The sequence below is a fragment of the Armatimonadota bacterium genome, from assembly GCA_037138755.1.
Classification (GTDB): Bacteria; Armatimonadota; Fimbriimonadia; order Fimbriimonadales; family Fimbriimonadaceae; genus Fimbriimonas.
Map to the genome: position 1 here is coordinate 586,457 of JBAXHT010000001.1, position 12,593 is coordinate 599,049.

Below are 12,593 nucleotides of genomic sequence, written 5' to 3' on the forward strand. Positions count from 1 at the left end.
GAGACAACGAAAAATGAAGGGATTTGGATTATTAGGAGCCATTGTGCTCGCGGCGAGCGGCTGGGCGGGGGAGACCCTGACGCTTGAAGATGCGCTTCGCATGGCGAAGGCAAACAACGGAACGCTCAAGGCTGCGGCTTTCGATATCAAAGCTGCGACCGCTCGAAAGGCCCAGGCAACGTCCGCCCTGTTTCCGACCCTCACACCAGCCTTCAGCTTCTCGAAGACCAAGAACGAGCAAGGAAACTCGACGATTGGCGGTACCACCTTTGAATTCGAACAAACCGCAACTCAGGCTCGAATCAACTGGCGCATCCTCGACTCCGGCGAACGACTGACCCAGATTCGATCCGCCCGAGAAGGCGAAGCCGCACAAGTTGCCCAGAGTCGACAGACGTTTCGCCAGGTGATCTTCGGAGTCCATCAGCAGTACATCGAAACCCTTCGCGCCCAGGAGCTTGAGTCACTCGCCGACTATCAGTTCAAACGAGCCGAGACCGTTCTAGAACAGACTAAAGCCCGAGTCAAGGTCGGCGACGCCGCCCGTAGAGAAATCCTTCAGGCCCAAGCGGATACCCTCAACGCATCAGTCAACGTGATCACGGCGAAGAACCGCGTCGATACCAACGCCGCAACGTTGAAGTCGCAAATTGGCCTCCAAAAGGATTTCGACCGCCCAGTTTTGAGTCCGTACAAAGTCGACATTGACAGCCCTTCGGAGCTAGCTAGGGCAGTTGAGGTCGGGATGACCATTCGACCAGACCTCATTTCGCGACGCCGCAACATCGGGGCTACTCAGCAGTCCCTGAGGAACGCCCAGATCGGCGCTGGCCTCCAATGGACCCTCGACTACACGGACACCTCGTTTTTCACACCGACGACCGGAAACAACCAAAACATTAGCTTTTTGCTAAGATATCCGCTGTTCGACGGAGGCAACGCGCGAAGCGCGGTTGCGATCCAGCGGGCCACGCTCGAATCTGCAAACGCCACGCTAAGCCAGGCCGAGCGGGACGCTCGAAGCGAAATTGAATCGGCGTTTATCACCTTTAGCCAGAACAAGTCGAGAGCGGAGGCCGCCGAAAAGGCACTCGATGCCGCGAAGCTCAACTTTGAAGCAACAACCGAATCGCGTCGACTTGGTGCCAGTGATCTGATCGATCTTCTCACTGCACAGGTTAGTCTGGCTACTGCCGAGAGCAACCGAATCGACGCCAAATATGACCTTTTGATCTCCCAACTCAGGCTTCAGCTAGTTACCGGCATGCCAATTCCGGGCGAGGATAACTGATGGCTAAGATCGTGGTTGAGGCCAAAAACCTCAGTAAGCGATATGTTATGGGCGACCAAACAGTTCACGCTCTTCGAGGGATCAACGTCCAGATTTTTGAAGGCGATTTCGTTGCCATTATGGGTCCTTCTGGCTCTGGAAAGTCTACGTTTATGAACCTGATCGGATGCCTGGATCGGCCAAGCGAGGGTGAGTGTTTCCTTGACGGCAATCCGGTTGCGAGGATGAACGATAATGAACTCGCTGGGATTCGGAACAAGTACATCGGGTTTGTATTTCAGAACTTCAACTTGCTCCCCCGAACCTCGGCATTGAAGAATGTTGAGCTCCCGCTGATGTATGCCGGAGCAAAAGACAAGGAGGCAACAGCAAAAGCCGCCTTGGAAAAAGTCGGGCTTGGTCAGCGAATGGATCACACGCCCGCCGAACTCTCGGGCGGTCAACAGCAACGCGTCGCGATTGCCAGAGCGATCGTCAATAATCCGGTCATGATTCTCGGCGACGAACCTACCGGTAACCTGGACACGAGAACTAGTGAGGAGATCATGGCGGTGTTTCAGGATGTGAATCGGCAGGGGCGAACCGTGATCATCGTTACTCATGAAGAGGATGTTGCGCGGCACTGCAAGCGAATTATTCGGTTCCGAGATGGACGCATCCGGAGCGATGAGATGGTCGCAAATCCGGTGGACGCTCGGGAAGTTATCAAGACTCTTCCGGATCCGGACGCCGGGGTTGAACCAGAAGTGACGCCAGAACCAGTTGCCGAAAAGTTGAGCTTCAAGCTCTAATTCTTGCTTTCTAGCACTAAGTCAGGCGAGTCGAATGACTCATTCGATTCGCCGCCATCATCAATGCCGTCGGAGCCTGCGGAGTAGACCTTGAATTCTCCGGCTCCTGACTTGAAGTAGAACGGTTTTCCTGTGAACGGGTCGCGGACCGCCTGAGCCGAAAATGCTTCCAAAGACGTGGGCAACGGCGTCTTGAGCTTCACCTTCTGGCGCAGGTAGCACTCGAGCATGAAGAGCTGAGTCCGAGCCGCACACTTCTTGACATAAGGAGCGAGCGAATCAAGGTTGGACGCAAAGTACCGATACATCACTCGCCAGTTCTTGCGACTCTTGAGGTCAGGTGGCGCAACCTCTGGGTTGGGCTTTCGCATTTGGTCAACGTGCCACTTCCCGCGGGCCCGAATATCTTCTCCGATCCAATCAAAAACGCTTGCGACCTTCGAGAGATCGCGGCTGACGGAGTCCAAAAGCACAACTTCATCGTGCGTCGATTTCCCGAGCTTCTCCTCAAGCTTCTTGAAGTCCTTGGCTTTGGCCAAGTCTTGAGCTTGCTGAAGAGCTAGAAGCATGTTGTTGGTTTCGTTTTCAAGACAATCCGTAAGTGCGGGTCGCGTCGCGATGGCGCCCGAAATGAGCTTGGCTAGGATTCCTAGCTGGCCAGCCCCGAGCTTCCCGAGTTCCGGCGCGAGCGTCGCTCGAGCTCGATCCATAAGTGAAATCCCGAGCGATGCTTCATACGCTCCGCCACCCAGTAGCTGAGACCCGAGGCGAGTCAGCTGTCCACATCGCTGAATCGCTAGATCTGATTTTTGGGAGGCGATAGAGCTTTCCATATCCCATAGCATTGATTCACCGATCAGACGAATCCCACGCAAGTAGATGGGGGGTTCTGCAAGGCCGACCGGATGATACTGAAAATCAAACTTTGAAGCCGCCAATGAGATGAGCATCGACTTATTCGGGCCAATGATCGCGTTTGCCTGCTTCTTTTCCTTGTCAAAAAAGGCCGTCCGCGTGGTGATGGGCGGTGTTGGCTTGCCCTTGTAAAACGCTTTAGCCCGGGCCTCTTGCTCAACGGCTTCTCCAATTTGGACTAGCTTGGCGAAGGAACCGGTGATCGGCTTTGCCGAGACCTCCGGTGACCAAGAGGAAAACTTAACCTCTTCTTTACTTCCGCAACCCGCGAGGCACAATAATGCACCGAAAATCAGTACGCCAATCCGTGGCATGGTTTTAGGGTAGCACAAGAACCCGGTATCCTTGCGAGGACGATGAAAGGATTGATCCTCGCCGCCGGAAAAGGCAGCCGCCTGTACCCAATTACCCACGTGATCCCGAAGCCGCTCCTTCCGCTTGCTAATCGGGTGACGATGGAGTACGCCTTCGACCGCATGAAGGAGATGGGGATCACGGAAATTGGCATCGTCGTTGGCGAAAACGAAGCCGCGATGCGCGAGGGCCTTGGCGATGGCTCGGCATTTGGAGTTTCGCTATCCTTCGTTCGACAGCCCGAGCCGAAGGGCCTTGCTCATGCAGTGAGCTTTGCCGAAGAGTTTGTCGGCGGTGATTCGTTCGTGCTGTATCTTGGGGATGCGATCTACGACCGCTCGCTTGCAGAGTTCAAGGAGAAGTTCGAGTCTTCGGGTTGTGCGAATCTCAATCTTGTGATGGCAGTCGAAGATCCTTCTCGGTTTGGAGTTGCCAATGTCGAGGGTGATCGAATCGTGAAACTCGTCGAGAAGCCAAAGAATCCTGAGTCCAACCTCGCGATGGCTGGACTCTACTTCTTCGGACCCCAAATCTGGTCGATTTTCCCAACCCTTCAGCCCTCAGCCCGAGGCGAGTACGAGATCACCGACGCCATCCAAACTCTTATTGACCAAGGCGAAACGGTTCTTGCTGGTGAGTTCAAAGGAACCTGGTTCGACACCGGAACGCTCGATTCTTACCTAGAAACCAGCTTCTTCCTTTCCGGCGGCGACGATGTTGATGCCAGCGCAACCGTCCAAGGCAACACCTCAAGCCCGGTCGTCATCGGCAAAGGCGCGACCGTTTCGTGTAACTCAATCGAAAATTCAGTCGTGTTCCCCGGAGCGACGATTAACGTGAGCGGAAACATCAAAAACTGTATCCTCGCCGGAACTGTTAGCGCAGAAGGTGACCTAGAAAACCAGATTATTCATGGCGACTGGAAAGGTTAAGTTTCCGCTTTGTATCCGCCCGTACAGATGATTGTCACTTGCGGAGAGTAGAACTCATTTGTCATGAGTTTGATCACCATTGCTTACCACTCCGGATACGGACATACCAAGAAAGTCGCCGAGCATGTCGCAGCCGGAGCGAACTCCGTAGAGGGCGTCAAAGCCGTTCTTCTCGACGTCACTGCCGTGGATGCGGCGATCGACGGCTACGAGAACGGCTGGGAGCTGCTCAACGCATCCAACGGCATCATCTTCGGCGCGCCGACCTACATGGGTGGTCCGAGCGGGCAGTTCAAACTCTTTGCCGACGCGACAGCAAAGCCATGGTTTGCCGGCGCCTGGAAGGACAAGATTGCCGCAGGGTTCACCAACTCAATGTCAAACGCGGGCGACAAAAACGTCACTCTCTACTACCTGGCGACCCTTGCTGCGCAGCAGGAGATGATCTGGGTCAGCGTTGGAATCAAAAACGACGGAACCAACAATCGCAACGGATACTACTTAGGTCTCGGAACCCAAAGTGACAACGCCCCGGCCGAGGAAACACCAGGAAAGGCTGACCTCGACACATCCGAAAAATTCGGAGCTCGAGTCGCCGAGGCCGTTCTTCGCTGGAACAAGTAAAACGCAACCCGGTAAAGCTAAGCTAAGTACAATAAGGCTGATCCCAAATGGTAGCAGCCTTAATTGGACTTTTCACGCTCACGATTCTTGAAATCGTTCTCGGCATCGACAACATCGTTTTCGTCAGTATTCTTAGCGGAAGACTCAAAGGCGAGGAGCAAGAAAAAGCTCGTCGCCTAGGAATGTGGCTTGCCATTGGCGTCCGAATTCTGCTCCTGCTGGGAATCGGGTTCATTGTTCGCGCAACGAACCCCATTTTTGAACTCTCATTCCTCCGTCCGCTCTTCGAAGCAGCGAAAGAGAAGCCTGAAGTTATCACCGAGGCAATCGGGATTTCTATCAAAGACATGGTTCTCTTCGGCGGCGGTTTGTACCTAATCTACCAAAGCGTTAAGGAGATTCACCACAAGCTTGAAGGTGCCGAAGAATCCCACAAAGAAGGCAAACCGGCGACGTTCCAAAAGGTGCTGATGGGAATCATTGGCATCAACATCATCTTCTCCCTCGACTCGGTGATCACTGCAGTGGGAATGGTTAAGGAGATCTGGGTCATGATCACTGCCGTCATCATTAGTGGCGTGTTCATGGTCTACTACAGTGGGGTCGTTTCCAAGTTCGTGGACAAGCACCCAACGGTCAAAATCCTCGCCCTAAGCTTCCTGGTACTGATTGGGGCGAACTTGCTTGCTGACGCCGGTGGAATCCACATCCCGAAGGGCTATACCTACTTTGCGATGGTCTTTGCGGTAGTGGTGGAGGCGATCAATATCAGAGTGCGTGGCGGATCCAAGCCGGTCCAATTGCACCAAGATCCTTTGCCAGATACGTCGGAGTAAGTTGTAAACTCCACCTCAATGGACTTCGCGTCGCTCAACGCCGTGCTTCGCCCCGATCAGATTCTTGCTGGTCCTGCCGCCGAGCGCGCTTACGATTGCGACGCGTACACGGTCGACAAGTCGAATCCCTCGGTCATTGTTCTTCCGGAAACGACTGAGGAAGTCGCTAAGGTGGTGCGTTGGTGCAACCAGCACCAGATCCCATTTACGGCTAGAGGTGCAGGGACTGGATTGAGCGGAGGCGCGATGCCCGCTCTTGGCGGAGTCGTGATTTCCACCAAAAAGCTCACCCGCATCCTTGAGATTGATATCGAAAGCCGCGCACTGCACGCGGAAGCCGGAATCGCAAACAAGCGGATCACCGACGCGGTTGCCGCACACGGCCTTCACTTTGCCCCCGATCCTTCTTCGCAGACCGTGAGCACTCTTGGCGGGAATATTGCGGAGAATGCGGGTGGTCCGCATACATTGAAGTACGGGGTCACGGTTCAGCACATTCTTGGCGTCACGATGGTTGACCCCCAAGGCGAAATCCTGACCATCGGCGGAAAGTACGGTCAGGGCCCCAGCTACGACTTTCTTGGCATCATCTGCGGCTCCGAGGGGCTACTTGGATTTGTGACGGAGGCGTGGGTGAAACTCACTCCGGTTCCCACCGAGGTGCGAACGGCACTGATCGCCTTTTCGACCGTGCGAGCGGCCACCGAATCGGTCGCGGAGATCATCGCTCGAGGCACCATTCCTGCCGCACTGGAGATAATGGACAGAGGGATTATGAACGCGGTCCATGCGGCGTTTGGTCTCTCTTTTCCCGATGACGCCCAGGCTTTGCTGCTTGTTGAATGTGACGGCTTTGACTCAGGGGTTGTTGAAGGGGAAATGGAGACCGTCCGGGCGGTTTGCTCTGAGAAGGGAAACTTGAGTTTCGTCGAGGCCGCAGACGCCAAGGAACGCGCGAAGCTCTGGACGGCACGCAAAAAGGGCGTTGGGGCGATGGGCCGCCTTGCCCCCACCGTCGTCACCCACGACGGCGTCATTCCCCGGTCTAAGCTCCCCGAGATGCTCGATTTTGTTTATTCAGTCGCCGCAGAGCACGGGATTGGTGTTGCCAACATCTTCCACGCCGGAGACGGCAACCTCCATCCTTGCTTCTACTTCGACGACCGCGAGCCGGGTGTGATCGAAAGAGTTGTGAAAGCCGGCGAGGACATCATCCGTAAGTGTGTCGAGCTGGGCGGCTCGGTCACGGGAGAACATGGCGTCGGCGTTGAGAAACTCGACCTTCTGCCATTGATGTACACCCCCGAAGACCTGGCGGCTCAGGGTTTGGTCAAGCAAATCTTCGATCAAACCGGCCTCGCCAACCCCTGCAAGGTTTTGCCAATGAACCGTGCCTGCGCCGAACACAAAATTCGTTGGCGGGGAGTGGCGACGTGAACCAAACTCATCAACCCAAATCAATGGCGGATCTCGCAGAACTGCTGCTGCAGAGCAATCGTCTGCTAATAGGTCTCGGAGGTCAGTTTCGTAATACTTCAGAGCGAACGCAACACGAGCTTCACGCCGCGGTCTACGAAGAAGAGTGGACGGTAGGCGTGGAGGGAAAAATTGCCTCCAAGGCTCAACCGTTTAGCTACATCGACTTTTCAAACCTTCCGGAAAGATTTGACCTTGACGAACAGAATCAAACACTTACGGTTTCAGCTCACACAGAGTTCCTGTCGATCCTCGCTCGTCTGGGGTCAACAAAGTTTGCGATTCCATATCATGGTGACCGCGAGTCGCTAGGCGCTGCATATTGGGACGAGTTTGGTGCTAGTGCAGTCGACTCGATAGGTGATGCAATGGCTACTGATTGGCCGCACGTACTCCAGTCCCAGCATGGCTCGTGGCGCGACTGGGTCATCGGCGCAAAGATAATGTTGGCGGATGGGTCGATCGTCAAGTCCGGATCGGCTGTGGTGAAAAGTGTCTCAGGCTTCGACCTTCACAAGCTTATGATAGGTAGTCGGCACACGCTGGGCATTCTTCTCGAAGTCTGCTTGAAAGTTGTGCCGAGAGAGTCTGTCACCATTCCATCTATTGAAGTGAATCAGGATCTGACCCCAGCTTGGCGAATCTATCCTCAGTTTGGGCGGCGGTTGAATTGTCTTAAAAAGTCAGGTTTCTCCCTAGAGCAATTCGAAGCTGAGTACGGCATCCGCGCATGGGTTCATGATGTTCAGGCGGGCACGTTTTGGTTCGAGTCAGGACCGACTGCTGATTTGCCAGAAGGGATGAACGAAGGACTAAGAACGAACTACTGGGACGACGAGCCTGAGATCCACTCTCCACAAACCGAAGCTCTAATGCGCCGCACCAAACAGTTATTCGACCCGACCAACAAACTCAATCCTGGCGAGTTTGGGTTCATCTAGGCTGGAGTTAGTCCCCGGTATCCACCCATACCATCGTTCCGATCACGAAGCATAGCCAAACTAGAAGCGGCTCGGCTCCAGAGTCTTCAAGTTGGACGATGTCGATGAATCCTAGGACGTGCCTGGCTGCGTCGGAATCTTTCCACGCCTCCCGGCGCCGAGCGATTCCGATTCCCACCAAGTGTAGTTCAACTCCATTGATCGAACGGCGAACACTTGCGTATTCGGGATGGGACGAGCGCAGGTCACCAGTTGTGTCGATCAGTACATAGAACTGGCGGGTAAATGATCTGACCGTTAACTGAACCAGGACGCTTTGATTCGACAAAGATCGTTCCACCTTCGCCGACCAAGTTGGATGATCAGCAGCTGCCTTGCAGTGTCCGTCTTTGACGACCCCCAACAGCTGCTCACCGTTTCGCAAAAGTGGTGAAGGAGTTCTGAAGAACTTCTCCCGTTGAACGATTTCCCAGAAAGCACCGGGTTCTTGGGCGGGTTGGAAATCTCCAAAAGATGTCGGCTTGGGCATCGCAAATAGAAAACCCCTCTGAAGGCGACTCCAGAAGGGCGTGACGTTTTTCCGTTGACCGACTAGAATCGGTAGCCGAAGTAGAGGCCGATGGTGTTGAACGAACCGTCGTTTGCGGTCTTGGTCGAGAAAGTGCCGACAGCTTCGAGGAAGGTGTGGTCGCTCAGTTCCTTACCGAAGCCACCGCGAACGACATAAACCGTATCGCTCTGTGAAATGTTGGCAAATCCTAGTCCAAGGCCAAGCACCGTGTAGCTACGCCGAGGAACTCCGACTTCCCTGTAGATGCGGGTGTTGTATGCAACGGTCACAAGCGATCCCTTTCCGAATTCGCCGATGTTTCGACCGTAGTAGTCAAGGCTGACGGTTGCATCCGAGTTCTTTGCAAAGCTGCTCGGAATCGCAAACTCCAGGCCGAGCGAGTTGATGTTGCTCGACAGGTTGTTCTTCAGGGTGTTGTCCACCGGGAAGGCGAGTCCGAGTTTCACCGTGAAGCCTTCAAGGCTTACTCCAGTGTCCTGGAAAGTAGAGTTAGCCGAAGCTACACCGGAAATCATCACTGCCGTCAGCGCCATCAAAGTCGTTTTCATGTTCGATATCCAACCGCGTCGTGGCCCCGGCAATGTTTCCGTGCCCGTCGTCTTGCTCATTATAAACCCTAGCACGCGGCTTGTCCACGTTTTGTAGTTCAAAATCAAGGAATGCCTTCGATAAAGTTAACGCCAGCTGAGTCGGTTTTACTGGTGATCGATCTGCAAGAGTCGTTCCTCAAGATCATTCATGAGGCTGAAAGGGTACTGACACGGTCGGAGTTTTTGTGTCGTGCGTCCAAGATTTTTGACGTTCCGATCGTTGCCTCTGAGCAGTACCCATCGCGAATGGGCGGAACTGACCCTCGCTTTGACGGGCTTTTCGACGAAGTTTTCGGAAAGATGGAGTTTTCGGCGGCGGCCAACCCCGAGTTCATGGCGGCTCTGGAGAAGACGGGCAGAAGACAGGTCGTCATCGTTGGAATAGAAACACACATCTGCGTTTCTCAGACTGCTTTAGACCTTCTCAGTAAAGGCTACGAGGTCGCCGTATGTCCGGACGCGGTTTCTTCCAGCTCTCAAGACCGTCACAAGCTTGGTATGGAACGACTGCGGGATGCCGGTGTGATTCCGTTTCACTCTGAAGCAGTCGCCTATGAATGGTGCCACTCCGCCGATAGCCCCAAGTTCCGCGAGCTACTGGCGGTCGTGAAGCAATTCTGATAGAATGCCCCTGTGGGTTTATGTGAACTCATTCAACAAGGGCACACTTCGGCGGCGTTCAGTCTGCTGGAGCAGAATCCAGGATTGGCGGATGAACCTGGAGCCGCACTTTTGGCGTTGTACCACGGACATACGGAACTTGCCGAAGCGATCGTGGATCAAAAGTCCGACCTCACCAGCTTTGAGGCAGCGGCGTTTGGAAATGTTTCAAAGCTGGAAGGCGTTGACGTTGACGCTGTGAGTGAGGACGGCTGGCAGGCATTGCATCTTGCCGCATTTTTTGGACACTTGGAAGCGGTGAAGTTTCTTTTGGCAAAGCGGGCCTCTCTGGATTGGCTTTCGGAGAACTCGTTAGGTGTGTCTTCCCTGCATTCAGCACTGGCCAATCAGCACGAAGCCATCGCTCGTGAGCTCGTTTTTGAGGGTGCCGACGTCAATCTTGCTAGCCGAAGTGGCTGGACTCCGCTGCACTACGCAGCGTCGCAAGGGAATCGTGCCTTGGCTCAGTTTCTCATCGAAAATGGAGCAACACCAGTTCCCGGGCCTGAAGGCAAACTTCCGGCCGAATTGGCGGAACAAGCTGGGTACAAAGAATTGGTCGAAATCCTTGGCTAGGGGGATTTTCTTGGCGCGATTTGCGTAGACTCGGTTCATGTCCAAGCGCCCGGTAGTCATCGATGACCTCCTGAAGTTCAAACTCGTTTCCGATCCCCAGTTTTCGCCCGATGGAACCCAGGTTTTGTTCGGACTGAAGACGGTCGGTGACAAGTTTAAGTCGGTGAACCAACTTTGGGCGACTGATCTGGCAGGCAACTGTGTTCAACTCACTCAAGGCACGGCCTCCAACAGCTCTGGACGTTGGGCACCGGATCAATCAGGAATCGCTTTCGTTTCAACAAGAGAGTCGGACGGTCCCCAGCTCATGTTTTTGCCGAAAGCTGGTGAGGCAAGAGCTCTGACAACTCTTGACGAAGGCTCGATTGGTGAATACAAGTGGTCGCCAGACGCCAAGTGGATTGCATTCACGTTCCGCGAGACCGCCGAAGAGTTCACCAAGAAGGGCAAGAAAGAGCGCGAAGAAGCAGGGATGAGCGAGGCTCCGCTGGCGACTGAGGCCGAGTGGTATCGGCTGGACGGCGACGGATATTTTGGTGGGCAGCGGTTCAAGCTTTATCTTTTGAATGTGTCTACCGGTGAGGTCAATATGATCGACGATCGTGATGCACACGGCAACTACGACTTCTCGTGGTCGCCGGCGTCCGACGAGCTCGGTGTGATCCGCAGCGCATGCGAGCATCCCTTCCGAGAGAAGCCAAACGACCAAATTTATCGACTCAAGCTCGATGGTTCTCAAAATCAAGTTCCGGGTCTACCGGTGGGTGAGAAGCAATCGCTCCGCTGGTCACCCGACGGGAACACGTTCGCCTGGGCAGGCAATGTTGACCTCGAAGATCCGTGGGGCGTTCGCAACACCCATTTGTTCACTTGTCCAGTAAACGGCGGTTCAGTCAAAAACTTGACGGAGCCAACCGACCATAGCCTCACAGTTTCAACGTTGAGCGACACTAAGGAAGCTAGTTTCGGAGCTTGGATCGAGTGGCGAGAGGACTCCGGTGCCATCCACGCAGTGATCGGAACCAAGGGTGAGACTCATTTCACAACAATCTCGCTTGACGGGCAGATTGATTTCCACACGAGCGGTCAACATCTGTTTTCCGGGAATTCAGTTTGCAACGGTAAGGCCGTGGGGGTTTTCAGCACTCCAACTCTGGTGCCGGAGATAGCCATTGTCGAAGACCTAGCTCAGGGTTCGATCAGACAGCTGACTTCATTCAATGCCGATTGGCATGCGGAAGCCCAAGTGCAACCCGCGGAGGAACTCTGGCTCGATACACCGGACAACACAAAACTCCACGGCTGGGTCATCAAACCCGTCGGAGACGGCCCCTGGCCCGCAGTTCTTGAAGTCCACGGCGGTCCACACGCTCAGTACGGCTGGGCGTTTTTCCACGAATTCCAGGTGCTAGCAGCTCAGGGTTACGTCGTGGTGTACACCAACCCGCGTGGCTCAACCGGCTACGGCGAGGCTCACACTAAGGCGATCCAGGGGGACTGGGGAACCGCGGACTGGGTCGATATCCAGACGGTAACAAAGTGGATGCAAGCTCAGCCATTCATCGATTCTTCTCGAATGGGAGTGATTGGTGGCTCATACGGCGGGTACATGACAAACTGGGTTATCGGCCATACCAAGGACTACAAAGCCGCGATCACCGACCGATGCGTCAGCAACTTCGTCTCGATGGCCGGAAACAGCGACTTCCCAATGAACAAGGACGGCTACTTTAAGGGCAACGCCTGGGGTGACCTGAACGACATCAAGGAGCTCTGGCGACAATCCCCAATCTCCTACTTCAAAGACGTCACGACACCAACCTTGGTCATCCACTCTGCGGGCGACTTACGCTGCAACATTGAGCAAGGGGAACAGGTGTACTCAGCCCTCCAGCAAAATGGTGTAGCAACGCGCTTCGTCCGCTATCCCGCCTCAACTTCTCACGGCATGAGCCGTTCGGGCCCGGCTGACCTTCGTCAGCACAGGCTCAATGAGATTGTGAGTTGGTGGAAACGGTTCCTGTAAGGGAACCGTG

Annotated in this window: 13 protein-coding genes; 10 read left to right on the forward strand and 3 right to left on the reverse strand. The window is 54.6% G+C overall.

All coding sequences use genetic code 11. The annotated features are described in order from the left end of the window. Positions 1 to 13 precede the first annotated feature (13 nt). Together WCK51_02775 and WCK51_02780 are read left to right on the forward strand one after the other, a co-directional pair. Entirely contained in the window at positions 14 to 1,291 is a 1,278-nt protein-coding gene (locus WCK51_02775; GenBank protein ID MEI7575790.1) for a TolC family protein, read from the forward strand. Next, the gene (locus tag WCK51_02780) at positions 1,291 to 2,082 is read left to right on the forward strand and encodes an ABC transporter ATP-binding protein (protein MEI7575791.1); all 792 of its coding nucleotides are present in this window, start codon (positions 1,291 to 1,293) and stop codon (positions 2,080 to 2,082) included. Before WCK51_02775 ends, WCK51_02780 begins: the two co-directional genes overlap by 1 nt. Here the strand turns inward: WCK51_02780 and WCK51_02785 are convergent. Then, positions 2,079 to 3,311, reverse strand: coding sequence for a hypothetical protein (locus tag WCK51_02785; protein MEI7575792.1), 1,233 nt, complete (start codon positions 3,309 to 3,311; stop codon positions 2,079 to 2,081). The two genes, WCK51_02780 and WCK51_02785, sit on opposite strands and share 4 nt — an antisense overlap. Positions 3,312 to 3,353: 42 nt before the next feature. Between WCK51_02785 and WCK51_02790 the strand changes: the two genes are divergently transcribed. The 5 genes from WCK51_02790 to WCK51_02810 all read left to right on the forward strand — a co-directional run bounded on the left by WCK51_02790 (position 3,354) and on the right by WCK51_02810 (position 8,160). Next, the gene (locus tag WCK51_02790) at positions 3,354 to 4,283 is read left to right on the forward strand and encodes a sugar phosphate nucleotidyltransferase (protein MEI7575793.1); all 930 of its coding nucleotides are present in this window, start codon (positions 3,354 to 3,356) and stop codon (positions 4,281 to 4,283) included. A 63-nt stretch (positions 4,284 to 4,346) separates the two neighbouring features. Beyond that, entirely contained in the window at positions 4,347 to 4,907 is a 561-nt protein-coding gene (locus tag WCK51_02795) for a flavodoxin family protein (protein ID MEI7575794.1), read from the forward strand. A gap of 47 nt (positions 4,908 to 4,954) precedes the next feature. Next, positions 4,955 to 5,743: a TerC family protein gene (locus tag WCK51_02800; protein ID MEI7575795.1), complete on the forward strand. Its 789-nt coding sequence runs from the start codon at positions 4,955 to 4,957 to the stop codon at positions 5,741 to 5,743. An 18-nt stretch (positions 5,744 to 5,761) separates the two neighbouring features. Continuing rightward, the gene (locus WCK51_02805; protein ID MEI7575796.1) at positions 5,762 to 7,180 is read left to right on the forward strand and encodes an FAD-linked oxidase C-terminal domain-containing protein; all 1,419 of its coding nucleotides are present in this window, start codon (positions 5,762 to 5,764) and stop codon (positions 7,178 to 7,180) included. A 23-nt stretch (positions 7,181 to 7,203) separates the two neighbouring features. Next, entirely contained in the window at positions 7,204 to 8,160 is a 957-nt protein-coding gene (locus WCK51_02810) for an FAD-linked oxidase C-terminal domain-containing protein (GenBank protein ID MEI7575797.1), read from the forward strand. Between the two features lie 7 nt (positions 8,161 to 8,167). Here the strand turns inward: WCK51_02810 and WCK51_02815 are convergent, their stop codons facing one another. Then, positions 8,168 to 8,689, reverse strand: coding sequence for a hypothetical protein (locus WCK51_02815; protein MEI7575798.1), 522 nt, complete (start codon positions 8,687 to 8,689; stop codon positions 8,168 to 8,170). 62 nt (positions 8,690 to 8,751) lie between these two features. Then, on the reverse strand, positions 8,752 to 9,279 hold the full coding sequence (locus tag WCK51_02820) for a hypothetical protein (protein ID MEI7575799.1): 528 nt from the start codon (positions 9,277 to 9,279) through the stop codon (positions 8,752 to 8,754). Between the two features lie 111 nt (positions 9,280 to 9,390). Between WCK51_02820 and WCK51_02825 the strand changes: the two genes are divergently transcribed. From WCK51_02825 to WCK51_02835, 3 genes are read left to right on the forward strand one after another with little or no spacing between them, the layout of a single operon-like run. Then, positions 9,391 to 9,942, forward strand: coding sequence for an isochorismatase family protein (locus WCK51_02825; protein MEI7575800.1), 552 nt, complete (start codon positions 9,391 to 9,393; stop codon positions 9,940 to 9,942). Positions 9,943 to 9,954: 12 nt separating this feature from the next. Continuing rightward, the gene (locus WCK51_02830; GenBank protein MEI7575801.1) at positions 9,955 to 10,557 is read left to right on the forward strand and encodes an ankyrin repeat domain-containing protein; all 603 of its coding nucleotides are present in this window, start codon (positions 9,955 to 9,957) and stop codon (positions 10,555 to 10,557) included. 37 nt (positions 10,558 to 10,594) lie between these two features. Then, on the forward strand, positions 10,595 to 12,583 hold the full coding sequence (locus tag WCK51_02835; protein MEI7575802.1) for a S9 family peptidase: 1,989 nt from the start codon (positions 10,595 to 10,597) through the stop codon (positions 12,581 to 12,583). Positions 12,584 to 12,593 lie beyond the last annotated feature (10 nt).